The organism is Paraburkholderia atlantica (assembly GCF_000092885.1).
Lineage (GTDB): Bacteria > Pseudomonadota > Gammaproteobacteria > Burkholderiales > Burkholderiaceae > Paraburkholderia > Paraburkholderia atlantica.
This window is the reverse complement of the sequence record NC_014117.1, coordinates 255935-279643: the sequence shown is the minus strand read 5'-3', so window position 1 is coordinate 279643 and position 23709 is coordinate 255935. Positions and strand designations below refer to the sequence as shown.

The window sequence follows — 23709 nt, the reverse complement described above, 5'->3', positions numbered from 1 at the left end:
CAACCCGATCAGCAAGAAAAAAGCCCGCCATGAAGGCGGGCGAACTTGCTGCGCTTAACTTTTCCTGACTGGCGGGCCCGGAAGCGCGGGCCCCAAGCGGGACAGGTTCTCCGGTTATTCGACTTTCTCGCCGTGCAGGCTCACGTCGAGGCCTTCGCGCTCCTGCTCTTCGGTCACGCGGATGCCGATCACCATGTCGATGATCTTCAGCAGCACGAAGCTCACCACGCCGCTGTAGATCAGCGTCGTCAGCACGCCCTTCGCCTGCAGGATCAGGCTGCCGTCGAAGCCGCTAATGTCCTTGACCGCGAACACGCCGGTTAAGAGCGCACCGATGATCCCACCCACGCAGTGCACGCCGAACGCGTCGAGCGAATCGTCGTAGCCGAGCTTGTGCTTGAGCCACGTGGCCGACCAGAAGCAGAGCACACCGGCGACAATGCCGATCACCAGCGCGCCCAGCGTGCCGACGAAGCCCGATGCCGGCGTCACCGCCACCAGACCCGCGACCGCGCCCGACACGATACCGAGCACCGACGGCTTACCCTTGGCCGCCCATTCGGCGAACATCCACGCGAGCGCCGCCGCGGCGGTCGCCACCTGCGTGGCGAACATCGCGAAGCCGGCACGGCCGTCCGCCGCCACCGCCGAACCCGCATTGAAGCCGAACCAGCCGACCCACAGCATCGCGCCACCGATCAGCGTCAGCGTCAGGTTATGCGGCGCCATCGCTTCCTTGCCGTAGCCGACGCGCTTGCCGAGCACCAGACAGCAGACCAGACCCGCGATACCCGCGTTGATGTGCACCACCGTGCCACCCGCGAAGTCGAGGATGCCCGCGGTAGCCAGCCAGCCGCTCGGCTCCCACACCATGTGCGCGATCGGCGAGTAGACGAGGATCGACCACAGCGTCATGAACACCAGCATCGCCGAGAACTTCATGCGGTCCGCGAACGCACCGGTGATCAGCGCCGGCGTGATGATCGCGAAGGTCATCTGATAGACGAAGTAGACCGTCTCGGGGATCGTCGGCGCGAGATGGCTGACGGTCAGCGTCGTGGCCTTGTCGCCCTTGATGTAGTTCATGCCCGTCATGAACACCCGCGAGAAGCCGCCGATGAACGAGTTGCCCGGCGTGAACGCGATGCTGTAGCCGACCACGGTCCAGACGATCGTCACCAGACAGGTGATCGCGAAGCTTTGCATCAGCGTCGCGAGCACGTTCTTCTTGCGGACCATGCCGCCGTAGAACAGCGCGAGACCGGGGATCGTCATGAACAGCACCAGCGCGGTCGAGGTCAGCATCCACGCGGTGTCGCCGGAGTTGATCTTCGATGAATCGACCGAGAACGGGGCGGTCGGCGCGGCCGGGGCGGCGGCAGCGGTGGCCGATGCGTCGGTGGCGGCCGGCGCGCTTGCGGCCGGCGCGGCGGACGCATCGGCGGCGGGAGCCGAGGCAGCCGGGGCAGCGGCTGCGGCGGAGGCGTCGGGAGCAGGCGCGCTCGCCGTCGTATCGGGGGCGGAGGCGGCCGCGGGAGCGGACGCGTCGTCAGCCAGGGCGGTGCCGACACCGGCCGCTAGCAGCGAGCCGGCCATCAGCAGGGACATCATTAGTTTGCGCATCTTGGTTTTCCTCTTGTCGCTATCCGTGTCGCTATGCTCTGATCTTTACAGAGCGTCCGCGCCGGTCTCGCCGGTGCGGATCCGAACCACCTGCTCGATCGGCGTGACGAAGATCTTGCCGTCGCCGATCTTGCCGGTACGCGCGGCGCGCTCGAGCGCCTCGATCGCCTGGTCCACGATGTCGTCCGATACGGCTGCTTCGATCTTCACCTTCGGCAGAAAGTCGACGACGTATTCGGCGCCCCGATACAGCTCGGTGTGGCCCTTCTGCCGCCCGAAGCCTTTGACTTCCGTGACCGTGATACCCGACACGCCGATTGCCGACAGGGCTTCGCGCGCTTCATCCAGCTTGAACGGCTTGATGATTGCGGTGATGAGTTTCATGAAATCCTCGCTAGTTGTTGCTGAACCGTTGCTGCCACGTTGCGTACCTCTAACCGCGGTCTCCTGCGCTCCCGGTAAAAGTGCCCTGGCAGTGCGCGCGCGGCAGTAACAGCAACTCCTATGCCATGTTGTGTCAGACTGCGCGTCGCGCGCGTGGCGCAGCGCGCCCGGACGGCCTTGTCCGAACGGCCAGCGGCGCTGTCGGCGGTGGCGCGGCGGGGGGATCGTTGCTAGAGTGTTCGAACGTTCTGAACGCGAGGCGCGCACCAAACGCGCTCACGCGGCCGCGGCAGCGAAGGAGCCGCGCGCACCAGGATCGCCCATTCGCTGCCACGGAGAACGGGTGCAATGAAACATGCACATTTTTTGTGCACCAAGGGGAACACGATGAAACAACCGAACGACGTTTTTAACGACTTCCAGGCTCGCGTCAGCGATCTGTTCAAGAATTCGCCGGCCAAGGATGTCGAACGCAACGTCAAGGCAATGCTGTCGCAGGGCTTCTCGAAGCTCGATCTGGTCACGCGCGAGGAATTCGATACGCAGACCCAGGTGCTCGTGCGTACGCGCGCGCGACTCGAAGAACTCGAGCGCCGCGTCGCCGAGCTCGAACAGAAACTGCCGCTCACGCAGACGCCGTAAGCACTGGTTGCAGCCTTCGCGCTGCGCAGTGCCGCACATCACCGGCAAGCGGGCCGTGACGTCATCAGCGTTTTTGGGGGATATGCGCGCGAAATGAGCGCGCCGTCCGACGGGAGGGGAATATGTCGCTTGCCGTGGTGCGCAGCCGCGCGCCGGCCGCCGGCCGTGCGCCCGAAGTGACCGTCGAGGTTCACCTCGCCAATGGACTGCCGTCCTTTGCGATCGTCGGCCTGCCCGACCTGGAAGTGCGCGAGAGCCGTGAGCGCGTGCGCGCGGCGCTGCAGAACTGCGGTTTCGATTTCCCGGTACGCCGCATCACCGTCAACCTCGCGCCCGCCGATCTACCCAAAGAATCCGGTCGTTTCGATCTGCCTATCGCACTCGGCATCCTGGCCGCGAGCGGGCAAATTCCGGCCGAATCGCTACTCCATCGCGAGTTTGCCGGCGAGCTGTCGCTGACCGGCGCGCTGCGGCCGATGCGCGGCGCGTTCGCGATGGCATGCGGCACCGCGCGGGGCGCTCTGGCGAGCGCGGAAGCCGCTGGCGCAGACGCCGACGCATCATCTGAAACGCGTTCTGCGTTGCCAGCACTCGTCGATCAGGTAACTGCACAGGCGTTCCACACCCCACAGCTTTATCTGCCGGCCGCCAGCGCGGCGGAAGCGGCGCTCGTGCCCGGCGTCGACGTGTTCGGCGCTGCCGATCTGCCGTCGCTATGCGCGCATCTCGCAGGCGCGCCGGACGCGCGTCTTAGGCCGGTCGCCGCGCCCGAGCCCGACGAGCACGCCGCCGCGCCGGCACCGGACATGGCCGACGTGATCGGCCAGCGCGCGGCTCGGCGCGCACTCGAAGTCGCGGCGGCCGGTGGCCATCACGTGCTGCTGATCGGGCCGCCCGGCGCCGGCAAGTCTATGCTAGCGGCTCGCCTGCCCGGCCTGCTACCGCCCATGACCGACGACGAAGCGCTCGCTTCAGCCGCGCTGCTGTCCGCGAGCCGCATCGGCTTCAAGCCGTCGCAGTGGCGGCAGCGGCCGTTTCGCGCGCCGCACCATTCGTCGAGCGCCGCGGCGCTGGTCGGCGGTCGCAATCCGCCGCAGCCCGGCGAGATCACGCTCGCGCATCTGGGCGTGCTGTTTCTCGACGAGCTTCCCGAATTCGATCGTGTGGTGCTCGAAACGCTGCGCGAGCCGCTCGAAGCCGGGCGCATCACGATCTCGCGCGCCGCGTGGCAAGCGGATTTCCCCGCCGCCTGCCAACTGATCGCCGCGATGAACCCGTGCCCATGCGGCTGGCGCGGAGATCCGGGCGGGCGCTGCCGCTGCACGCCGGAAGTTGCCGCGCGCTATATGCGTAAATTGTCTGGACCGCTGCTCGACCGCATCGACATCCAGCTCGAAATTCCAGCACTGACCGCCACCGAACTCGCGGCCCGCGCCGCCACGGCCGGCGAAGCAAGCGCGGCGATCGCATACCGCGTGAGCGCTGCACGCGAGCGGCAACTGGTCCGGCAAGGCAAGACCAACCGCGAGCTGGACGGACGCGAAGTCGACGATGTGTGCCGCCCGGACGGGGCCGGCGAGGCACTGCTGCGCGAAGCCGGCGAGCGCTTTGGCTGGTCGGCGCGGGCGTACTACCGGGTGTTGAAGGTCGCGCGCACGGTCGCGGATCTGGCTGGCGCGGCGATGCCGAGCGCCGCGCAGGTCGCCGAGGCAATCCAGTACCGCCGCGCTTTTGGCTCGTTATGAGGAGAAAAATCTACTGTCAAGACTTGACTTATTCACACAGCCACGCTCCTGTTAGATTTTGATACAACTCGAAAGCGCGCTGACAGGCATCTCATGAAGGCATTGATTTCATTGAGCTTTTTAAAATACCGTACGCTCGTGAATTTTGACGAAAGGCCCGCCTGATGGGCTTTTGCGGCCATTGAAGCCGACTTCTCAACAGAGTTATCCACAGGTTGTGCGCGTAACTCAAAAAGCTCAACGTAAACCAACAATTAGCGCGCAAAGCTGCGAAGGAACTTTCACTGCGTTCGGCGTTCTGAGGCGCGTCCGCTCGGCCAAAAATACCGCGTTCAGTACAGCTGGAACGACGAAAAAAACTGGTCGACCTGCTCTTGCGGCAGCGGTTGATCGGCGATGATCGCCGCCTGATAGACATGTCGGCCGCGCGCGACGAGCCGAGCATACACGGTGCGCGGCTCGTGTTTGGCGCCCGCCGCGCCGCTCACCGTCATTTCCAGCCCGGATGTCTTGCCGCCCGCCGCCAGCGGGATCTGCACCGCGTGAGCATCGGGCGTCGCGCCGACGTTGCGCGCCAGTCCCGCGCGCAGGAAATCGAGCGCGGCGCGCTGCGTCGCGTCGCTATCGTCGGGCAGCATCACGGTGCCGACCGCGAAGACCGCATTGCCCGCTTCGGCGGTCTGCATCGCCATCTGCATGGGTGTGCCGTCGATCTGCACCGCGCGCTGGTCGTTGCCCGGCTTGGCCGGGAAGTCGACCGTGTAGCCCTTTTCGTTGTTCATCACGGTGCGCCAGTCGAAGGTCGGCGAGCAGGCGCTGAGCGCGACGCCGAGCGCCAACGCGGCCGTCGCCGCGCCAAGTACTGTACGAGCGCGCCCCGGTCGCATGACGACGCCCGCGCCGCGGGCGGGCAATCGATTGATCAACGGAAAATGGCACGAAACGCGGGCAACTAAACGGCAGATACGACGAACGGTTCGGAGCATGGGGCGGAAGATCGGGCTTGCGGAGCATAAAGCGCCATTATCCGCTGATCCGCTGCCGGCCCGTCGCGCCGAGCCGCGCGCTCGCGCCATTTCGGCGCAGCCGCCCCGCTGCAGCTACAATAGAAAAGCTATTCAGCACAGGCCAGAGTCCATTGCACCGCCCCATTGTTCCGCGCCGCGCGCGACTCACGAGGTCCCGTCCATGAGTTCAACTTCACCGACCGCCGCCCGGCGTACGAGCCCGCTTCGCTATCTGATTGCGGTGGCCGTGGCCATTGCGCTCGCCGTCGCCGGTTACTTCGCGTTTGCCGGCCAGCAGCGCGTGCCCGATGCAACCTTCACGCTGCTATCCGGACAGAAGCTCACGACCGCCGACCTGAAAGGCAAGGTTTATCTGGTCAATTTCTGGGCAACGAGCTGCGACACCTGCATGAAGGAAATGCCGCAGATGGTCGAGACCTATAACCGCTTCAAGGGCCAGGGCCTCGAATTCGTCGCGGTGGCGATGAATTACGACGCGCCGATGTACGTCACCAATTACACGCAAACGCGTCAGCTGCCGTTCAAGGTCGCCATGGACGACGGCTCGGCCGCCAAGCAGTTCGGCAATGTGCAGCTCACGCCAACCACCTTCGTCATCGATAAAGACGGCAAGATCCTGAAGCGCTATGTCGGCGAGCCGCAGTTCGCGGAACTCGACCAGTTGCTCGCGAAGGCGCTGAAGGCTGGCGCGGCTTAAGCCGGTTCAAGCAGATCCTCAACGCGCGCCGGCGCAATCTCCCGCCGCCGGCGCCGCTCTCATCACCGCTCCCCTTCTCCTTTGGCCGCAAGGCCATATCGCTTGATCTTCTCGTAGAGCGTCGCCTTGCCGAGCTGCAGCCGGTCCGCCGCGACCGCGACCACGCCGCCCGCCTGCTCCAACGCCTCGGCGATCATCGCGCGCTCGAACTGCTCGACCCGCTCCTTCAGTGGATGGGTCGTCCCGTCGTCTTCGCCGAACGACAGCACCGGTTCGTCGGCGATGCCGAGCACGAAGCGGTCGGCGGCATTGCGCAGCTCGCGCACGTTGCCCGGCCAATCGCGCTGCATCAGGCTCGCACGCTGGCGATCGGTGAGCATCGGCGCTGGCCGCTGATAGCGGACCGCCGCATCGAGCAGGAAATGCTCGAACAGCGGCACGATGTCCTCACGACGCTCGCTCAACGGCGGCAGCGCGATCGTCACGACGTTGAGCCGGTACAGCAAATCGCGCCGGAACGAGCCGTCCGCGACGTGCTCGGCCATATCGCCTTTCGCCGCCGCGACCACGCGGCAATCGACGCGAATCGGCTGATTCGAGCCGAGCCGCTCGAGCACGCCGTCCTGCAGCACGCGCAGCAGCTTGACCTGCAGCGCGAGCGGCATGCTTTCGATCTCGTCAAGAAACAGCGTGCCGCCCGACGCGTGTTCGAGCTTGCCGATCCGCCGTTTCGCCGCGCCGGTGAACGCACCCGGTTCGTAGCCGAACATCTCCGATTCGAACATCGGCTCGGGCAGCGCGCCGCAGTTCACCGCGATGAACGGCTTGTCGCGCCGCGGCGACAGCTCGTGCAGGCTGCGCGCGATCAGCTCCTTGCCCGCACCGGTATCGCCGTTGATCAGCACGGACGCATCGGTCGGCGCGACGTTGGCGATCAGCCGCCGCACCTGCTCGATCGCCGGACTGCGGCCGATGATGCGCGGCGCGACCGCGTTCTGCCCAGCCAGCTCACGGCGCAACGCGAGGTTTTCGAGCACGAGCTTGCGGCGCTCCAACGCGCGCCGCACGGTTTCGATCAGTCGCTCGGACGCGAACGGCTTTTCGATGAAGTCGTAGGCGCCGTCGCGCATCGCCTGCACGGCCATCGAGATATCGCCGTGGCCGGTGACCAGAATCACTGGCACGTCGGGCGCGCGCTCGTGGCACTGCGCGAGCAGATCGAGGCCGCTCGCGCCGGGAAGCCGGATATCGCTGACGATCACGCCAGAAAAGTCCGCGCTGATCAGCTTCGCCGCCGCCTCGACCGATGCATGGCCGATCACGTCGAAGCCAGCAAGTTGCAGGCTCTGCACGCTCGCGCGCCGCACCAGTTCGTCGTCTTCGATATACAGCACTTGCAGGCCGTCGTTCATTGCGTGTTCCGGGTGATGCTTCGGGGTGAAATCAGGAGCCAGCGGTCAGCGGATCGTGCGAGGGGCTGGTCTGCACGCGCGCGCGACGCAGCGTCAACACGAATGATGCACCGCCTTGCGGCGCGTTGCGCGCGACCAGCGAGCCGCCGCAATCACGCGCAATCGACGACGAAATCGCGAGGCCGAGGCCGAGCCCCTGGCCCATTTCCTTCGTCGTGAAGAACGGTTCGAACAGGTGGGGCAACACGTCGTCGGGAATGCCGGGGCCGTTGTCGCCGACCGCGATCGACAGGTTCGCGGCGCCGGCCTCGACTTCGACCGTGATACGCGGCGGGTTCATGCCGGCGGTGGCGTCGAGCGCGTTGCCGAGCAGGTTGATCAGCACCTGTTCGAGCCTAAGATCGTCGCAATTCGCGACCAGCTCCGGATGATCGTCGGCGAGATTCAGCGGCATGCGCGCGCCGCCCGGCGCAGCGGCGGCCCCGGCGTCGATGTCCGCCTGCGCATCGATCAGCACGAATTCGAGCTCGACGCCCTGCAGACGCTTTTGCAGCAATGCAACGACGTTGCGCAGCGCCCGCACGATCGACGCGCGTGCGCTACGCGGCCGCGCGCGGCCGACGAACAGCTTCAGCTGGTTGGTGATCTTGCCCATGCGCTCGGTGAGCGCCGCGATCGCTTCGAGATTCTCGCGCGCCGATGCCTGATCGCCGCGTTCGAGCAGCACGCGCGTGTTGTCGGAGAAACTGCGCAGCGCCGCGAGCGGCTGGTTCAACTCGTGCGTGATGCCGGCCGCCATCTGGCCGAGCGCGGCGAGCTTGCTCGCCTGGATCAGTTCGTCGTGGGCGGCGCGCAGCTCCTGCTCGGCGCGGGTGCGCTCGGCGACTTCCTTGTGCAACTGCTCGTTCGCCTCGGACAGATCCGCGGTGCGCTCGGCGACGCGCTGGTTCAGCTCGGCATACGCCTTCTGCAGCAGCGCGCGACTGCGCATCACCTCGCGCACGCGCGCGCGCCGCATGCGCCAGTAGAACGCGAGCAGCACCAGCGACACATAGCCGAAACCGGTGACGATGGTCGCCTTGCGTGCGTCGGCATCGACGGGATCGACCGGCGACATCGTGATCAGATGCCAGTCCGGCTCGCCCATCGCGTGCCGCGACGCGAGGTAGCGCGGCGCTAAGCGCCCGCCGCCGATGCGCAGAATCTGTGCGTTGCCTTCGAGCATGCGCTCGACCGTCACCGGCAGCGGCTCGATCGGCTGCTGCGCGTACTGGCGCGCCTGGTAGATCGAATCGGCGATCCGGCCGGGCAGCGGCCGGATCGTGTGGTACTTCCATGCCGGCACCGACGACAGAAAGATCACGCCATGATCGTCGGTGACGACAAGCGGCTCGGACGCGTCGACGCCCTGAAACCATTCGAGATCGAGCTTGACGACTGCTACGCCGACGATCTTGCCGTCGCGCCGCACCGGCTGCGAGATGTAGTAGCCGGGCGCCTGCGAAATGGTGCCGATGCCGAAGAAGCGGCCGACGCCGCCATTCATCGCATCGACGAAATACGGCCGGAACTGATAGCCGGCGCCGACGAAGCTGCCCGGGCCGCGCCAATTGCTGGCGGCGACGCAGTAGCCGTCGAGCGAAATGATGTAGGTGACCGTCGCGCGCGCGTGGCGATTCAGGTCTTCGAGATAGAGATTCGCGCGCTTGACGTTGGCGGGAGACGGATCGATCAGCACGTCGTGCACGATCGGATGCTCGGCGAGCAGGTAAGGCAGCGATTCATAACGCTCGAGCGTGCTCTTGAGCGCGCTCGCGGTGCGCTCGGCGCGCACGGCGGCGTTGCGCCTCAGCGTGTCGACACCGCTTTTCCACGCAAGGCTGTAGGTGACCCAGCATGCCGCCACGAGCCCGGCTGCGAGCGCGAAGAGAATCAGCAGGCGGCGGGTCACGTTGGCAAAGTCCGATCGATGGGCATCGGACATTGTGGCATAGGGCGGCAAGGGATCGCCGTCGAACGGGTCGCGGGCGTAGCCGCGGGTTTGGCTGGCGGTCTCGCCGGAGGTAGGCGCGGAAAGCTCCGGGGAGGCCGGAGACGCCCCGGAAGAACGCGCGGACGCCGGTTTCATGCTTAAGCGTCCGCGCTGGTCACGACAGGGTTGGCGAGGCGAGGCTCAAACGCCAGCCGGCTCTTTGACCGCCACCTCGCCGCGCAGCACTTTGTTCAGCCTGCTGCGATCGAGCTCCTTTTCCCAGGCCGACACGACGACCGTCGCGACACCGTTGCCGACGATGTTCGTCAGCGCGCGGCACTCGCTCATGAAGCGGTCGATGCCGAGGATCAGCACCATGCCCGACAGCGGAATCGTCGGCACCACGGCCAGCGTCGCCGCGAGCGTGATGAAGCCCGCGCCGGTCACGCCGCTCGCACCCTTCGAGGTCAGCATCGTCACCGCGAGCAGCGTCAGCTGCTGGCCCCAAGAGAGGTCGGTGTTGGTCGCCTGGGCGATGAACAGCACCGCCATCGTCATGTAGATGTTGGTGCCATCGAGGTTGAACGAGTAGCCGGTCGGCACCACGAGGCCCACCACCGAGCGCGAGCAGCCGAGATTTTCGAGCTTCTGCATCAGTTGCGGCAGCGCGGCTTCGGACGAGCTCGTGCCGAGCACGATCAGCATCTCTTCCTTGATGTACGCGATGAAACGCAGGATGTTGAAGCCCACCATCCGTGCGATCGCGCCGAGCACGACCACCACGAACACGATCGAGGTCAGGTAGAACGTGCCGATCAGCTTGAGCATCGGCAGCAGCGAGCCGATGCCGTACTTGCCGATCGTGAAGGCCATCGCGCCGAACGCGCCGATCGGCGCCAGCTTCGTGATGATGCGCACCATCCCGAACAGGATGTGCGACAGCCCTTCGATGAAGTTCGTGACGGGCTTGCCTTTCTCACCGGCCGTCGCGAGCACGGCGCCGAACAGCAACGCGATCAGCAGGATCTGCAGGATCTCACCCTGCGCGAACGCCGACGACAGCGTGTCCGGAATCAGGTGCATGAAGAAGTCGACGGTCGACTGGCCGTGCGCCTTCGCCGCATACGACGCGACCGCGCGGCCGTCGAGCGAGGCTGGGTCGACGTTGAAACCGGCACCGGGCCGCAACAGGTGCGTGGCGGCGAGGCCGAGCACCAGAGCGAACGTCGAGACGATTTCGAAGTACAGCAGCGCCTTGCCGCCGACGCGTCCGACCTTCTTCATGTCTTCCATGCCGGCGATGCCCGTCACGACCGTGCAGAAGATGATCGGCCCGATCACCATCTTGATCAGTTTGATGAAGCCGTCGCCGAGCGGCTTCATGTCGATGGCGAGGTTCGGGTAGAAATGCCCGAGAACGATGCCGATGATGATCGCCACGATCACCTGGACGTACAGCACTTTATGGATAGGTTTCTTCACGATGGTTCCTGCGAGGGATATGAGCGAATGACTTGCCGCGACGCGCGACACGCAAACGAAAGGTCGTCACGTGCGCGCACGATAGCGGGCCGCTGCAAAGACGACGAATTCAGAAATACCGGGAAGGGAAATCGGACATCGGTGTCTCCTTGCTTTTTTGTCGGGCCGTGGCGGCCACGCGTTTTAATTCGCAAGGTCGATGCCAGTTTGATTTCAGACTGAGAGCCTTGATTTTTATGGATTTTCCGGCAAGGCGCGGCGCGCGCCGTCCGGGATTCCGGAAATCCGGACAAATGCTGTCGGGGAATCCGGAATCCGGTGCGCGCGCGGTTGCGGGAAAACCCGCAGGGGTTGGGGCGAAGCTTGCGAGCGCGACTTCAGGTCAACAGATCGATCCGATCCGTGCAAATCATGTCCACGCCCCATTCTTCGAGCACCCGCGCGCGCGCCGGATCGTTCACCGTGTAGGCGAGCACGCGCAGCCCGGCCGCGCGGATTTGGGCGACCAGGGGCTCGCTCAGATAACGGTGACTCGCATGCAGCGAAACGCAGTCGAGCTCGCGCACGATGCTCAACCAGTCCGCCGGCACCTGCTCGAACAGCATGCCGCGCGGCAGCGACGGCGCGGCCGCGCGCGCAGCGGCGAGCGCGTCGAACGAAAACGACGACAGCAGCGGCGGCGTCTGCCCTTCCCAAAGCTCGAGCGCGCCTTGCGCGACCAGCGTGCCGGTGATGACTTCGCGGCCCGGACACGGCTTGATCTCGATGTTCGCGGCGATGCCGTCGCGAGCACAACGCTCGGCCGCGTCGGCGAGCGTCGGCAACCGCGTGCCGGCGAACTCAGCGCCGCGCCACGCGCCGGCATCCAGAGCGGCGAGTTGCTGCCACGTGTGCGTGGCAGCAGGCCCGTGGCCGTTGGTCGTGCGATCGAGCGTGTCGTCGTGCAGCAGGAACAGCGCGTTGTCGGCGGACAGCTTCGCGTCGAATTCGACCATGCGATAACCGTAGCGCACGCAGGCGTCGAAACCGGCCAGCGTGTTTTCCGGCGCGAGCGTGCCGCCGCAGCGGTGCGCGATCAGCCGCGGATAAGGCCATTGTGCGGAGGTCCTGCGATCGATCCCAGTTGCCACGTGTCGTTTCCTTACTGATAGATGAACGGTTCAAAAAAAAGCCCGCACACTGAACTGCACCCCAAAAGTTGGACACCCGTTCAACGATTTGGGGTGTTTTTTTATGAGCAGGCATACCGCGCGGTTCAAGCGCTCTGTTGTCAGGGATTATCTGTCAGGCAAAGGTGGCAGTAATCGGGAGGTTGCGCATCGGCATGGTATAGACCATGGCACGGTACGCAAATGGGCTGCCGCGTGGCAGGTACACGGCGAAGCGGCGTTCAGGAAGAAGTACGGGCGTTTCGATGCGCGCTTCCGGCTAAAGGTGCTGCAATTCATGCAGACGAAGGACTTGTCGTTGCGGGAAACGGCCGCAGTTTTCGATATCCGCAATCCGACTACGATCGGCATCTGGAAACGCCAGTATGATTCGGGAGGTATCCAGGCCCTGCAGCCTGGCCCCCGAGGACGACCCGTGAAGCAACCCAAGTCATCTGTGCCGTCCGATTCAACGAAGTCCGACGAGTCCCGCACGAAAGAAGAGCTCCTTGAAGAGCTGAACTATCTGCGCATGGAGAACGCGTACCTAAAAAAACTCGATGCCTTGATCCGCTCGGAAAGCCCCAAAGCGCCGCGCAAAAAGCGCAAATAGTGGCCGGGTTAAGGCATCAGTTTCCAGTAGACGGCCTGCTGAAGGTGGCGGGCCTGGCGCGCAGCACTTTCTACTATCAGTGCAAGGCATCGCTGGTGGCGGACAAACACGCGCAACTCAAGGCGCGTATCCGCTCGTTATTCGAGCAGCACAAGGGACGGTATGGCTATCGGCGCATCACCAGCGCGATCCGGCGCCTGGGTATCGTTGTCAATCACAAGACTGTCCAGCGACTGATGCAGCTCATGAAGCTGAAGTGCCTGGTGCGTCCGAAGAAGTACCGCGCCTTCCGGGGGACGGTGGGACGGATTGCGCCGAACGTGCTGCAAAGAGAGTTTGACGCCGATGCGCCAAACCGGAAGTGGGTCACCGATATCACCGAGTTCCGGGTGGGCGAGCACAAGCTCTATCTGTCGCCCGTTCTGGATCTGTATAACGGCGAGATTGTGGCTTACGAGACGGCCACACGTCCGGCGTTTGCAATGGTCGCAGGCATGATCAGGAAGGCCATGAGGAAGCTGAAGCCTGACGATCGGCCCGTGGTCCACTCCGATCAGGGCTGGCACTATCAGATGAGTGCTTACCAGACGTTGCTCGCCCGGCGCGGCCTGACACAGAGCATGTCGCGCAAGGGAAACTGCCACGATAACGCCACGATGGAGAGCTTCTTCGGCACGCTGAAGTCAGAGTTCTTCCACCTGAATCGCTTCCAGAGCATTGAAGCACTTCAGGCCGGCATCAAAGACTACATTCACTACTACAATCACCAACGCATCAAGCTGAAACTAAAAGGGCTGAGTCCTGTGATGTACAGAACCCAGCCCTCACGGCCCTAGCCGAAAACCGTCCAACTTTGCGGGGTCAGTTCACACCGGCGGGCTTTTTCGATTTTGCGGGCGTGAAGCGAAGCAACAGCCGCGAGGCGCCAGCGCGTCAGACTACGCCGGCTCCATGCGCCTGCACGTCGGCGTGATAGCTCGAACGAACCATCGCGCCCACCGCGGCGTGCGTGAAGCCCATCTTGTACGCCTCTTCCTCGTACATCTTGAAGGTGTCCGGATGCACGTAAGCGCGCACCGGCAGATGGTGCTCCGACGGCTGCAGATACTGGCCGATCGTCAGCATGTCGACATCGTGATCACGCAGATCGCGCATCACCTGCAGGATTTCCTCTTCGGTTTCGCCGAGGCCGACCATCAGGCCGGACTTGGTCGCGACGTGCGGATGCAGCGCCTTGAAGTCCTTCAGCAGCTTCAGCGAATGCGCGTAATCCGAACCCGGGCGCGCTTCCTTGTACAGACGCGGCACCGTTTCGAGGTTGTGGTTCATCACGTCGGGCGGCGCCGCGTTCAGAATGCCGAGCGCGCGGTCGAGGCGGCCGCGGAAATCCGGCGTCAGGATTTCGATGCGCGTTTGCGGCGACAGCTCGCGCGTCTGACGAATACATTCGACGAAGTGCGCCGCACCGCCGTCGCGCAGATCGTCACGGTCGACACTGGTGATCACCACGTATTTCAGCTTCAGCGCGGCGATGGTGCGCGCGAGGTTGGCCGGTTCGTCGGCGTCGAGCGGATCGGGACGGCCGTGGCCGACGTCGCAGAACGGGCAGCGGCGCGTACACTTGTCGCCCATGATCATGAAGGTCGCGGTGCCCTTGCCGAAGCATTCGCCGATGTTCGGGCAGCTCGCCTCTTCACACACCGTGTGAAGGTTGTGCTCGCGCAGGATCTGCTTGATCTCGTAGAAGCGCGAATTGCCGGTGGCCGCCTTCACGCGGATCCAGTCCGGTTTCTTCAGCTTTTCGATCGGGACGACCTTGATCGGGATGCGCGCGGTCTTGGCTTGCGCTTTCTGCTTCGCGGTAGCGTCGTAGGCGGCGGGGGCCGGCACGCCTTCGGGCGCGGAGGTGGCTGCTGCGGAGTTCGCGGTTACGTCAGTCATTCGTTCGATCCAGTCAGGCGGTGAGCGCACCGGTCTGCGGTTGGGCGACGGCCGCGGGTTTGCCGTCGAGGTTTGCGGTGAGACTTGCTGCGAGGGTACGGGCCACGTCGTCCCAGCCGGCGGCGACGCCGAGCGTCGCCATGTCGACTGTTTCGAGCCCCGCGTAGCCGCATGGATTGATCGCGAGAAACGGCCGCAGGTCCATGTTCACGTTCAGACTCACGCCGTGATAGCTGCAGCCGTTGCGGATTTTCAGGCCAAGCGCCGCGATCTTGGCGCCGGCATGCGGCCCGGCCTCGGGCCCGGGCGCCACGTAGATACCGGGGGCGCCCGCCTTGCGTTCTCCGGCGAGATTATACGCCGCCAGGGTATCGATCACGGCCTGCTCGATCCGCGTAACCAGCTCGCGCACCATCAGCTTGCGCCGGCGCAGGTCGAGCAGCAGATACGCGACCACCTGGCCGGGCCCGTGATACGTGATCTGACCGCCTCGGTCGACCTTGACGAGCGGAATGCTGCTGTCGGCGGCGAGCAGGTGAGCCGGATCGCCGGCCTGGCCGAGCGTGAAGACGGGTGGATGTTCGACGAGCCAGATTTCGTCGGGGGTGTCGGCGGTGCGGGCGTCGGTGAACGCGCGCATCGCGTCGAAACTGGCTTCGTAGGGTTCGCGGCCGAGCCAGCGCAGCGTGGGCGGCTCGATGGCAGCAAGAAGAGACGGAGAAAACGGGGTGGCGCACATGATCCCGGGAGTTTACCGAAATCTGGGAAACCGCGTCCGAGAAGACGGGGAACTCGACACAGCGGGCTGGCGCGCCGCCAGCCCCATCGCAAGACGCGGCGCAGCCGCCGCGCTCACGCTCAAACCGTGCGCCAGCCGCCGCGCACGCGCATCATCCAGCGCTCGCCGATGCGCGCGAACCAGTTCAGCGCGCGCTTGTCGCACCGCGTCGGCACCGAGAACGTGACCTTCGCGAACGTGGCGCCCTCGGCGCTGAGCCAGAGCCGCTCGCCGCGCCGCAGATGCAGCGTCTGGCCGGGCTGCAGCCAATAGTCTTTCGTGTCATCGCTGCGCGTGACCCACACTGCGCCGCCTCGCACAGTCAGCTTCGTGCTGCGCGCGACCTTCAGCGGCAGCGTGTCACCAGTGCGGATTTCATATGCAATGCTAGAGGAAATTTCTCGCATGAGGCCCTCGCCAAAAATCGTTTCCTGACTAGAATCCTAGGTGCACCAAGGACTTGGGCAAAACGATCAATTTTCACGTCTATGTGAGAAATATTGCGATGGACCTGCGTCAACTCCCCGCCCTGAATGCGATCAAGGCGTTCGAAGCCGCCGCCCGCCACGAGAGCTTTTCGCGCGCCGCCGACGAGCTCTTCGTCACGCACGGCGCGGTCAGCCACCAGATCCGCGCGCTCGAGGCCGAGCTCGGCGTGTCGCTGTTCGCGCGTGACGGCAAGCGCGTGCGCCTCACCGAAACCGGTCGCCGCTACGCCACCCAGGTGCGCGCCGCGCTGATGGAGCTCGCCGATGCGACCCGCGCGATTCGCGCCGGCGACCGCGAGCGGCGCCTCGTCATATCGATGCTGTCGTCGTTCGCGGCGCGCTGGGTGACGCCGCGCATCGGCAGCTTTATCGAGGCGCATCCGCAGTGGGATCTCGAGCTGCTGACCACCAATGCGCTGACGGACTTCGCGCGCGACGACGTCGACGTCGCGATCCGTTTCGGCTTCGGCAAATATCCGGGGCTGCACGCGGAGCTGCTGCTCGACGAGATTTTCTTCCCGGCTTGCTCGCCCAACTTCAACGGCGGCAAGCTGCCGCAAACCCCGGCCGATCTCGCTAAAGTCCCGCTGCTGCGCTCCGACGACGAGCTATGGCGCCCCTGGTTCGACGCCGCCGGCCTCACCGACTGGCCGGAGCCGAAACGCGGCGTGTTGTATCAGGATTCGTCGAATCTGCTGCAGGCGGCCGTCGACGGCCAGGGAGTCGCACTCACGCGCCGCTCGCTCGCGATGCACGAAATCGCAGCAGGCCGGCTCGTGCGGCTCTTCGACGTGGATGGGCCCAGCCCGTGGCAATACTATTTGGTCTGCCTGCCGCAGACGCTGGAGACCGCGCGGGTCAAGGCGTTTCGCGACTGGGTGTTCGACGAGGTGGCGCGCTTCAGGCAGCTGTTCGATCTCGCCTGCGCGGCGGGGCCCGAGGCGTGTGCGCGCCTGGTAGTGGAGCAAGCGCCGGCGGACGCGTTGCGCGTCGCGCCGTGATGCGAAAAATCGCGTGAGGCGTGTTAGTTACAGCACGACCTTGACCATCGGATGGCCGGTCAGCGCGCGATAGATGTCGTCGAGATGCGCGCGGCTCGTCGCGCGCACGTGCACGGTCAGCCCCGTGTAGGTGCCGCTGCTCGACGGTCGCGTCTCGACGCGCGACGCATCGACCTCGCTATCGAACTCGCGCACCACTTCGACGATCGTCGCGGCAAACTCAGGATGCGATTTGCCCATGATCTTGATCGGGAAATCGCAGGGGAATTCAAACAGTGAGTCGTTCTCGGGATTCATTCTCTACTCCTTCTTGCGCCGCGGCGGCTTCGGCCGCCTTGGCTCGCTGATACGCCGCATACAGCGCCGCAAACACCGCGCCCGGCTGGCCCGCGCCGACCGGCGCGCCGTCGAGCCGCGTGACCGGCAGCACTTCCTTGGTCGCCGAGCTGACGATGATTTCATCGGCCGCGCGCACTTCGGCCTCGGTGATGTCGCGCGCCTCGAAGCGGATGCCGCATTCGGCCGTCAATTCCTCGATGAGCCCGTAGCGGATCCCTTCGAGAATCTTGTTGCTGCGCGGCGGCGCGGCCAGCACGCCGTCCTTCGCGATCCACACGTTCGACGACGACCCTTCGGTCAGCAAACCATCGCGGAACTGCAGCGTCTCGAAGGCGTCGTTTTCGGCCGCGTATTGCGCCATCAGCACGTTGCCGAGCAACGACACCGACTTGATGTCGCAATTGAGCCAGCGACGATCCTCGGCGCTGACGCATGCGACACCGCTCGCGCGGTGCGCGGCGCCGGGTAGGCTCAGCGGGGTGACCATCACGAACACGGTCGGCTTCACGCCGGCCGGAAACGCGTGACCGCGCTTCGCCACGCCGCGCGTGACCTGGATGTACGCGATCGCGTCCTGATCGGCACGCAAACCGCCGTCCGCTTCGTTGGCCTCGGCCACCCGTCCGATCAGCTCGCGCCAGCCGGCGTCGTCGAACGGATTGGCGATGCCGATCTTGCCGACCGAGCGCGCGAGACGCGCCAGATGCTGCTTCAGACGAAACGCGGTGCGGCGGCCGCTCGCGTGCGCGTACAACGGCGCCACTTCGTAAATGCCGTCGCCGAAAATGAAACCGCGGTCGAGCACCGGCACGCGTGCTTCGGACAACGGCACCAGTTCGCCGTTCAGATAAACGATCGGGTCCGGCGAAACCCCGGAGACAGCGGTCATTGCGGCGTAGCCCTTACTTCTTCTTGTTGAACATCAGCATCAGCGAATCCCACACGCGGCCGACTACACCGGCTTGCGGCACCGGCTGCAGCGCGACGACCGGGAACTGCGCGAGCACCTTGCCGTCGGCGACGAGCTTGGCGGTACCGATCTGCTGGCCGTTCGCGATCGGCGCGATCAGCGGATCGTTCAGTTCGATCTGCGGCTTCGCCTTGTCGCCGGCACCCTTCGGCAGCGTGATGTACTGGTCGCTCTTCACGCCGACCTGCACGCTGTCCTGCGAACCCTTGTAGACGCGCGGCGTGGCCACGACCTGGTTCGCCTTGTAGAGGCGCGTCGTGTCGTACGCGGTGTAGCCGTAGTTCAGCATCTTCAGGCTGTCCTGCACGCGATCGTGCTCCTTGGTCTCGCCCATCATCACCGAGACGAGACGGCGCGACGCGTCGGTCGTGCCCGGCAGCGGACGCTTCGCGCTCGCGATCAGGCAGTAGCCGGCCGCTTGCGTGTGGCCGGTCTTCAGACCGTCGACGGTCGGATCGATCCACAGCAGACGGTTGCGGTTCGGCTGCTTGATCTTGTTGTACGTGAATTCCTTGACCGAGAAGATGTTGTAGTAATCCGGATAGTCGCGGATCAGGCGCGCCGACAGGATCGCGAGATCGCCCGCGGTCGTGTAGTGCTGCGGGTCGGGCATGCCGTTCACGTCGGCGAAATGCGTGTTCTTCATGCCGAGCTTCTGCGCTTCCTTGTTCATCATGTCGACGAACTGCGCCTCGCTCCCGCCCACCAGTTCGGCGAGCGCGATCGCCGCGTCGTTGCCCGACTGCACGATCATGCCGTACACGAGGTCGTGCACGGTCACCGGCTTGAGCGCCTCGATGAACATGCGCGATTCGTCGTTGCGCACGCGCCGCACGGCTTCGCTCGGCTCGATGCTCTGATCCATCGTGATCTTCTTCGTGTCGAGCGCCTCGAACACCAGATACGCGGTCATCAGCTTGGTCAGCGATGCCGGCTCGACGCGTTCGTCGGCATTGGCGGACGCGAGCACCTGGTTGCTGGTCGCGTCGACGAGCACCCACGAGCGCGCGTTGACGCCCGGCGGCGGCACCTGCGCGAACGCGGTGCTCGCGACCAGGGTGGCCGGCAGCACGAGGCCAACGGCGATGGCACGATTGAGCGAAGTGGGAATGAAAGAAGCGACTGACGGGAAGGACGTGCGGCCAGAGGAGGAGAAACGCATAGGGTCGATTCGTGCAGAAAGATACGTTGCGCGACAGCGCGCGGAGTTGGGGGAGCCGGTCGGTGGGGCGTGTGGCCGTAAAACGGCGGGCGCCCGTTGGACTGATGGCGACGCAATCGGTTCGCGAGCACAGCGCTGCGCACCCGGCCGCGCCCTCCCGCGAAATGATTCCGCGGCGCGCGATTTTGCCGGCTGGGCGGCGCTGTGCCCAAAAAAAGAGCGCTCATTATACGCGCGCTACCTGGTCAACTTCGCGCGTTTGTCGTCGATTTGCACACGTTTGCGCGCACCTGTCCCCCGCAAAACGGGCGTCGCGCGTTTTCAGCGCCAGGCGTCGACGATGATGCGCTTCAGGATGTGAAGCTTGCGATGCAGAAAGTGCTCGGCGCCCGGAATCACGACGACCGGCAGTTCCTGCGGCCGCGCCCAGTCGAACACGGATTGGATCGGAACGGTCTCGTCGACTTCGCCGTGAATCACGAGTGTGCCTTCGGGCACCGGCGCGACGTCCCAGCGGCTCGCCGCGGTACCGACGAACACGATGCGCTCGATTTCCCGGCCCTCGTCGCGCAGCTTCGCCGCGACGTGCGACAGCACCACGGTGCCGAACGAAAAGCCCGCGAGCACGAGCGGCAGATCGCCGTAGTCCGGATCGGCGCGCATGTGCTCGAGCACCGCGCGCAGATCGTCGCGCTCGCCGACGCCCGCGTCGTGCTCGCCCTGGGTCTGGCCGACGCCGCGGAAATTCGACCGGTAGGTGACGTAGTTCAGTTGCACGAGCGTGCGCGCGAGCGTCTGCGCGACCTTGTTGTCCATCGTGCCGCCAAACAGCGGATGCGGATGCGCGACGAGCGCAATGCCGCGCGGCGCGGCGCTTTTATCGCGCACGTCGTCGGGCAGGTCCAGCGCGACCTCGATCTTGCCGACCGGGCCGTCGATCAGATACTTCTTCGTGTTGACGTTCATCGGGATGCCTGTGGATCGTTTCGTGGTTCGCTTTATTGATCGATCTTCAGACGCTCGACGATTTTGCCGTTCACGAGATGCGATTCGACGATCTCGTCGATGTCGCTCTCGTCGACGTAGGTGTACCAGACCGCCTCGGGATACACGACGAGCGCCGGGCCGAGTTCGCAGCGATCGAGGCAGCCGGCCTTGTTGATGCGCACCTGGCCGGGACCGGCGAGGCCCAGTTGCTTCACGCGTTTTTTCGCGTACTCCTGCATCGCCTGCGCGTTACAGTTCGCGCAGCTCGGACGCTCGGCGCCGGGGTCGCGTTGATTCAGACAGAAGAAGACGTGGTGCTTGTAGAAGGAATCCATAATGTTCGGGAGGCGAGCCTGAAAGGAAGTGCAATGGCGCCGTCAACATGCGGTATGCCGCAGCGCCCGTCGTGCGGACGATTATAGCGACCGGGCTGTGCAGGCGCCGGAGCCTGGCGTCCGGCACGCGAGCCCGTCAGGCCGGCTTCGCGCGCCGCTTCAGCCATGCCCGCTCGACCGCGAACGCGAGCCACACCAGCGCCGCATAGGGCCACATCCACGCGAGCCAGCGCGCGAGCCCGTTGAAATGCAGGTAGCGCCCCTGCCGCCAGTCGGCGAGCACCGCGTCGAAATACGGGTTCACCGGCAGCAGATTGACGAACACGAGTGCGATCACGAGTGCGACGCCCGCGAGCGTCGCGCGCACGCGCCGCCGCAGCGGCAGCGCGACGAGCGCCGCGACCGTGCCGCACCCGAGTCCGAGCAACGCGCCGGGCGTCGCCCAGTCGAACGCGAGGCCGGATTGCGATTGCAGGAACGTCGCGCCGGCCTTCACGCACAAGGTCGCGACGATGAACACGAACAGCAGGCGCACGCGCGGCGCATGACGGCGCATCGGCAGCGACGCAAGCGCGAGCGCCGCGAACAGGTTCAGCGTCGTGATCAGCGCTTCCCACGTGTCGTCGTCCAGCCACGCGGCGGCCGCCGCCGGCCATACGCCGACGTGCCACGCGGACGGCGTCCACGCGAGCAGCGCGTCCTGAGTGGCCGGATCGACGCTCAGCCACAGCGCGCGCGGCCAGTTGCCGAGACCGAACAGACGCGGCGCCGGAAACATCGTCGCGAACGGCCACGCGGCGACGACGCACGCGAGCGTCGCATGGCCGCGCTCGAACCACAGCAGCCGCAGCCGCCTGAGCAGGCCGCGATCGAGCAGCGCGCCGGTCAATGGCGACATCATCGCCGCGCCGACGAGCGCGCCGAGCGTGTTTGCGGCAAGGTCGAGATTGGACGCGACGCGGGCCGGCAAATAGGTCTGCACGGCTTCCATCGTGCCCGACAGCAGCCCGCCCAACACGAATGCGAGCGCGACCGCCAGCGTGCCTCGCCAGCGCGGATACACCGCGAGCACCACCAGCGCGCCGAACGGCATATAGCCGAGCACGTTGGTGACGACGTCGAACGCCGTCAGGTACTGCGGCATCGGATCGAACAGATAGGCGAACGGCGCGATGCCGAGCGAGCGCCAGCCCGAGAACGGATACCACGATCCGTACATGATCAGCGCCGCGTACAGCAGCAGCGCTCGACGGGCCAGCGTCGACGGGCGCCGTAGCCAGGGGCGTTCGCTCATGCAGCGCTCCGTTGCGTGCGCTGCCCGCCCGTCATTGCGCGGCGACCAGCGCCTGCGAGCCGAGCCACGTGGCGATCTGCGCGACCAGGTCGTCGCTGGCCACGGCGAGCGCGCGCGCGCCGCCAGCCGCATCCGCCGAATGCGCTGACGCGTGCGCGACGAAAGTGTGCTGGCCAACCACCTTGCCGCCCTGCATCAGCGTAGCGCGCGCGGTGATTGCGCCGTGGCTGTCCGTCGGGCTGGCGAACACCTGCTCGAACTCGGTCAGATCGACCCGCAGCACTGGCGCGCTCACGCCGTCCGCGCCCGTCAGCACGGTGCCGCGCTCGCTCAGCGCGTTGCGCAGGCGCTGCGTCAGCAGTTGCGACGGCATCATCGTCCAGTGACTGTTGGCGTACGCGGCCGTCTGCTGCGCATCGGCGTAGCTCAGCCGATACGTCAGCCGATCGGATTCGAGCACGGACGGCGCGCTGACCTCGAGCACCTTGACGGCAGGCAGCCGGCTCGCGGTGGCGGCCTGCGGCGGCGGTCCGAAGTCGTAGCGGACGTCCGACACGACCGCGGACGTGCCCGCGCAGCCCGCCGCCAGCACGCCGAACGCGAGCAGCGCCGCGAACGCGGCACGCGAGGACAACAGTCGGTGAATCGAGCGTGACATGGGCATCTTCCTCTGTTCTAGCCTGCGAATTTAATGGGCTGCGGGGGCTGTGGGCGCGGCGGCGGCGGGCCACGCGAAGCCGGCCTCGCCCGGACCCGGCGCCGCGCGCGGCGCGCCGAACAGCACGCTGCGCGGATTGGTATTGAAGGTGTCGGCGGCCCGATCGATCGATTGCGCCGCCGAGCGCACGTCCTCGGTCAGCGAGTTGACGCGCGGCAGCGTCTCGAAGCCGACCCGCGCGGACAGGTCCTGCATCGTCGTGTTCATCTGCGTGAGCGCCTCGCCCGCCTGCTGCGCGGCCGTGCCGACCTTGTTCAGATTACGCTGGAGGGGCCCGTCCGGACGGTTCAGGCCCGTGATCATCTGGTTGGTCGACGCGAGTGTATGGTTCAGCTGATCGATCGTGCCGGGCAGCTTGCTGGCGACCGGCGCCATCTCACGAGTCAGCGTCGCGACGCCCGAAGCCGCCTGCGCGATGCTCGCCGCCGTCTCGTGCAGCTGTTCGACCATTTCCGGCGACAGCATATCGTTCACGTTGTCGGTGACTTTTTCGAGCTTGCGCAGCAGCACGTCGCCCCGTTGCTGCAACTGGTCGAGCAAACCGGGGCGCATCGGCAATTGCGCGACCTGGTGCACCGACGAATGCAGCGGAGTCAGGTCGCGCCCGGTATCGTCGAGCTGGATGAACGCGATGCCGGTCACGCCCTGCAAGCCGAGGCTGCCGAACGTCGAATGCGTGATCGGCGCGTGCTCGTCGACCATGATGCGGATCAGGATCTGCCCCGGATGTGCCGGATCGAACTTGATCGACTGTACGCGGCCGACGTCGAGCCCGCGAAAGCGCACCGCCGCGTCCGCGAAGAGGCCAGTCACGTTGGTGCGCGCGATCAGGTCGTACGGCACCCGCACGGTACGGTCGACATTGAACAGATATGCGGCCAACGCGATCGCCGCTGTCAGCACGACCGTGAAGAGACCGGCCCAGAACGCATGTGCTTTGTTTTCCATTG

Annotated in this window: 23 protein-coding genes; 5 read left to right on the top strand and 18 right to left on the bottom strand. The window is 65.6% G+C overall.

Translation table 11 applies throughout. The features are described from left to right. Nucleotides 1-114: 114 nt before the first annotated feature. Both BC1002_RS01265 and BC1002_RS01260 read right to left on the bottom strand, forming a co-directional pair. Nucleotides 115-1623: an ammonium transporter gene (locus BC1002_RS01265; protein ID WP_013088262.1), complete on the bottom strand. Its 1509-nt coding sequence runs from the start codon at nucleotides 1621-1623 to the stop codon at nucleotides 115-117. A gap of 45 nt (nucleotides 1624-1668) precedes the next feature. Next, the gene (locus tag BC1002_RS01260) at nucleotides 1669-2007 is read right to left on the bottom strand and encodes a P-II family nitrogen regulator (RefSeq protein WP_013088261.1); all 339 of its coding nucleotides are present in this window, start codon (nucleotides 2005-2007) and stop codon (nucleotides 1669-1671) included. Nucleotides 2008-2394: 387 nt separating this feature from the next. On the opposite strand from BC1002_RS01260, the gene BC1002_RS01255 reads away from it, so the two are divergent. Continuing rightward, the gene (locus BC1002_RS01255) at nucleotides 2395-2649 is read left to right on the top strand and encodes an accessory factor UbiK family protein (RefSeq protein WP_026228952.1); all 255 of its coding nucleotides are present in this window, start codon (nucleotides 2395-2397) and stop codon (nucleotides 2647-2649) included. Nucleotides 2650-2771: 122 nt separating this feature from the next. Further along, the gene (locus BC1002_RS01250; protein WP_013088259.1) at nucleotides 2772-4394 is read left to right on the top strand and encodes a YifB family Mg chelatase-like AAA ATPase; all 1623 of its coding nucleotides are present in this window, start codon (nucleotides 2772-2774) and stop codon (nucleotides 4392-4394) included. A gap of 332 nt (nucleotides 4395-4726) precedes the next feature. On the opposite strand, the gene BC1002_RS01245 is transcribed toward BC1002_RS01250, so the two are convergent. Next, a complete protein-coding gene (locus tag BC1002_RS01245; RefSeq protein ID WP_013088258.1) occupies nucleotides 4727-5281 on the bottom strand; it encodes a hypothetical protein in 555 nt (184 codons plus the stop codon). A 301-nt stretch (nucleotides 5282-5582) separates the two neighbouring features. Between BC1002_RS01245 and BC1002_RS01240 the strand changes: the two genes are divergently transcribed. Continuing rightward, complete coding sequence (locus BC1002_RS01240; RefSeq protein ID WP_013088257.1) at nucleotides 5583-6119, top strand: TlpA disulfide reductase family protein; 537 nt, start codon at nucleotides 5583-5585, stop codon at nucleotides 6117-6119. 62 nt (nucleotides 6120-6181) lie between these two features. Here BC1002_RS01240 and BC1002_RS01235 read toward each other — a convergent pair whose 3' ends face one another. From BC1002_RS01235 to ugpQ, 4 genes are all read right to left on the bottom strand, one after another. After that, complete coding sequence (locus tag BC1002_RS01235) at nucleotides 6182-7531, bottom strand: sigma-54-dependent transcriptional regulator (RefSeq protein ID WP_013088256.1); 1350 nt, start codon at nucleotides 7529-7531, stop codon at nucleotides 6182-6184. 31 nt (nucleotides 7532-7562) lie between these two features. Further along, entirely contained in the window at nucleotides 7563-9659 is a 2097-nt protein-coding gene (locus BC1002_RS01230) for a sensor histidine kinase (RefSeq protein WP_013088255.1), read from the bottom strand. Between the two features lie 45 nt (nucleotides 9660-9704). Continuing rightward, complete coding sequence (locus BC1002_RS01225; RefSeq protein WP_013088254.1) at nucleotides 9705-10985, bottom strand: dicarboxylate/amino acid:cation symporter; 1281 nt, start codon at nucleotides 10983-10985, stop codon at nucleotides 9705-9707. A 377-nt stretch (nucleotides 10986-11362) separates the two neighbouring features. Continuing rightward, the gene (ugpQ, locus tag BC1002_RS01220) at nucleotides 11363-12115 is read right to left on the bottom strand and encodes a glycerophosphodiester phosphodiesterase (RefSeq protein ID WP_013088253.1); all 753 of its coding nucleotides are present in this window, start codon (nucleotides 12113-12115) and stop codon (nucleotides 11363-11365) included. A gap of 103 nt (nucleotides 12116-12218) precedes the next feature. On the opposite strand from ugpQ, the gene BC1002_RS37450 reads away from it, so the two are divergent. Next, nucleotides 12219-13582 (top strand): IS3 family transposase gene (locus BC1002_RS37450; protein WP_085954260.1). Its coding sequence is split into 2 segments (ribosomal slippage): nucleotides 12219-12716 and nucleotides 12719-13582, totalling 1362 coding nucleotides; the frame shifts between segments, so codons are not numbered across the junction. 97 nt (nucleotides 13583-13679) lie between these two features. On the opposite strand, the gene lipA is transcribed toward BC1002_RS37450, so the two are convergent. The 3 genes from lipA to BC1002_RS01195 all read right to left on the bottom strand — a co-directional run bounded on the left by lipA (nucleotide 13680) and on the right by BC1002_RS01195 (nucleotide 15872). Continuing rightward, nucleotides 13680-14687: a lipoyl synthase gene (lipA, locus tag BC1002_RS01205; RefSeq protein ID WP_013088250.1), complete on the bottom strand. Its 1008-nt coding sequence runs from the start codon at nucleotides 14685-14687 to the stop codon at nucleotides 13680-13682. Between the two features lie 13 nt (nucleotides 14688-14700). Next, the gene (lipB, locus tag BC1002_RS01200) at nucleotides 14701-15426 is read right to left on the bottom strand and encodes a lipoyl(octanoyl) transferase LipB (protein WP_013088249.1); all 726 of its coding nucleotides are present in this window, start codon (nucleotides 15424-15426) and stop codon (nucleotides 14701-14703) included. Between the two features lie 119 nt (nucleotides 15427-15545). Further along, nucleotides 15546-15872: a DUF2917 domain-containing protein gene (locus BC1002_RS01195; RefSeq protein ID WP_013088248.1), complete on the bottom strand. Its 327-nt coding sequence runs from the start codon at nucleotides 15870-15872 to the stop codon at nucleotides 15546-15548. Nucleotides 15873-15970: 98 nt separating this feature from the next. Between BC1002_RS01195 and BC1002_RS01190 the strand changes: the two genes are divergently transcribed. Continuing rightward, complete coding sequence (locus tag BC1002_RS01190; RefSeq protein ID WP_013088247.1) at nucleotides 15971-16954, top strand: transcriptional regulator GcvA; 984 nt, start codon at nucleotides 15971-15973, stop codon at nucleotides 16952-16954. A 27-nt stretch (nucleotides 16955-16981) separates the two neighbouring features. Here the strand turns inward: BC1002_RS01190 and BC1002_RS01185 are convergent, their stop codons facing one another. The 8 genes from BC1002_RS01185 to BC1002_RS01150 form a co-directional block, all read right to left on the bottom strand. Continuing rightward, entirely contained in the window at nucleotides 16982-17251 is a 270-nt protein-coding gene (locus BC1002_RS01185) for a DUF493 family protein (RefSeq protein ID WP_013088246.1), read from the bottom strand. Further along, the gene (locus tag BC1002_RS01180) at nucleotides 17223-18182 is read right to left on the bottom strand and encodes a D-amino acid aminotransferase (protein WP_013088245.1); all 960 of its coding nucleotides are present in this window, start codon (nucleotides 18180-18182) and stop codon (nucleotides 17223-17225) included. Before BC1002_RS01180 ends, BC1002_RS01185 begins: the two co-directional genes overlap by 29 nt. 13 nt (nucleotides 18183-18195) lie before the next feature. Next, a complete protein-coding gene (locus tag BC1002_RS01175) occupies nucleotides 18196-19425 on the bottom strand; it encodes a D-alanyl-D-alanine carboxypeptidase family protein (protein ID WP_013088244.1) in 1230 nt (409 codons plus the stop codon). Between the two features lie 321 nt (nucleotides 19426-19746). Beyond that, entirely contained in the window at nucleotides 19747-20391 is a 645-nt protein-coding gene (locus tag BC1002_RS01170) for an alpha/beta hydrolase (protein ID WP_013088243.1), read from the bottom strand. 32 nt (nucleotides 20392-20423) lie between these two features. Further along, a complete protein-coding gene (locus tag BC1002_RS01165) occupies nucleotides 20424-20747 on the bottom strand; it encodes a (2Fe-2S) ferredoxin domain-containing protein (RefSeq protein WP_013088242.1) in 324 nt (107 codons plus the stop codon). Nucleotides 20748-20883: 136 nt separating this feature from the next. Further along, nucleotides 20884-22041 (bottom strand): VanZ family protein, encoded by a 1158-nt coding sequence (locus BC1002_RS01160; protein WP_013088241.1) that lies wholly within the window; start codon nucleotides 22039-22041, stop codon nucleotides 20884-20886. A 31-nt stretch (nucleotides 22042-22072) separates the two neighbouring features. Continuing rightward, entirely contained in the window at nucleotides 22073-22699 is a 627-nt protein-coding gene (locus tag BC1002_RS01155) for an ABC-type transport auxiliary lipoprotein family protein (RefSeq protein ID WP_013088240.1), read from the bottom strand. A gap of 30 nt (nucleotides 22700-22729) precedes the next feature. Then, nucleotides 22730-23707 carry an MlaD family protein gene (locus BC1002_RS01150; protein WP_013088239.1) on the bottom strand — a complete coding sequence of 326 codons (978 nt, stop codon included), beginning with the start codon at nucleotides 23705-23707 and terminating at the stop codon, nucleotides 22730-22732. Nucleotides 23708-23709: the final 2 nt, after the last annotated feature.

What these genes read in the sequence shown, in the direction of transcription:
- BC1002_RS01180 (WP_013088245.1), bottom strand. Translation starts at nt 18,182, where the DNA reads ATGACCGCTGTCTCCGGGGTTTCGCCGGACCCGATCGTTTATCTGAAC.
- BC1002_RS01170 (WP_013088243.1), bottom strand. Translation starts at nt 20,391, where the DNA reads ATGAACGTCAACACGAAGAAGTATCTGATCGACGGCCCGGTCGGCAAG.
- BC1002_RS01255 (WP_026228952.1), top strand. Translation starts at nt 2,395, where the DNA reads ATGAAACAACCGAACGACGTTTTTAACGACTTCCAGGCTCGCGTCAGC.
- BC1002_RS01240 (WP_013088257.1), top strand. Translation starts at nt 5,583, where the DNA reads ATGAGTTCAACTTCACCGACCGCCGCCCGGCGTACGAGCCCGCTTCGC.
- lipB (WP_013088249.1), bottom strand. Translation starts at nt 15,426, where the DNA reads ATGTGCGCCACCCCGTTTTCTCCGTCTCTTCTTGCTGCCATCGAGCCG.
- BC1002_RS01245 (WP_013088258.1), bottom strand. Translation starts at nt 5,281, where the DNA reads ATGCGACCGGGGCGCGCTCGTACAGTACTTGGCGCGGCGACGGCCGCG.
- lipA (WP_013088250.1), bottom strand. Translation starts at nt 14,687, where the DNA reads ATGACTGACGTAACCGCGAACTCCGCAGCAGCCACCTCCGCGCCCGAA.
- BC1002_RS01155 (WP_013088240.1), bottom strand. Translation starts at nt 22,699, where the DNA reads ATGTCACGCTCGATTCACCGACTGTTGTCCTCGCGTGCCGCGTTCGCG.
- BC1002_RS01160 (WP_013088241.1), bottom strand. Translation starts at nt 22,041, where the DNA reads ATGAGCGAACGCCCCTGGCTACGGCGCCCGTCGACGCTGGCCCGTCGA.
- BC1002_RS01250 (WP_013088259.1), top strand. Translation starts at nt 2,772, where the DNA reads ATGTCGCTTGCCGTGGTGCGCAGCCGCGCGCCGGCCGCCGGCCGTGCG.
- BC1002_RS01260 (WP_013088261.1), bottom strand. Translation starts at nt 2,007, where the DNA reads ATGAAACTCATCACCGCAATCATCAAGCCGTTCAAGCTGGATGAAGCG.
- BC1002_RS01175 (WP_013088244.1), bottom strand. Translation starts at nt 19,425, where the DNA reads ATGCGTTTCTCCTCCTCTGGCCGCACGTCCTTCCCGTCAGTCGCTTCT.
- BC1002_RS01165 (WP_013088242.1), bottom strand. Translation starts at nt 20,747, where the DNA reads ATGGATTCCTTCTACAAGCACCACGTCTTCTTCTGTCTGAATCAACGC.
- BC1002_RS01265 (WP_013088262.1), bottom strand. Translation starts at nt 1,623, where the DNA reads ATGCGCAAACTAATGATGTCCCTGCTGATGGCCGGCTCGCTGCTAGCG.
- BC1002_RS01190 (WP_013088247.1), top strand. Translation starts at nt 15,971, where the DNA reads ATGGACCTGCGTCAACTCCCCGCCCTGAATGCGATCAAGGCGTTCGAA.
- BC1002_RS01235 (WP_013088256.1), bottom strand. Translation starts at nt 7,531, where the DNA reads ATGAACGACGGCCTGCAAGTGCTGTATATCGAAGACGACGAACTGGTG.
- BC1002_RS01195 (WP_013088248.1), bottom strand. Translation starts at nt 15,872, where the DNA reads ATGCGAGAAATTTCCTCTAGCATTGCATATGAAATCCGCACTGGTGAC.
- BC1002_RS01230 (WP_013088255.1), bottom strand. Translation starts at nt 9,659, where the DNA reads ATGAAACCGGCGTCCGCGCGTTCTTCCGGGGCGTCTCCGGCCTCCCCG.
- BC1002_RS01185 (WP_013088246.1), bottom strand. Translation starts at nt 17,251, where the DNA reads ATGAATCCCGAGAACGACTCACTGTTTGAATTCCCCTGCGATTTCCCG.
- BC1002_RS01150 (WP_013088239.1), bottom strand. Translation starts at nt 23,707, where the DNA reads ATGGAAAACAAAGCACATGCGTTCTGGGCCGGTCTCTTCACGGTCGTG.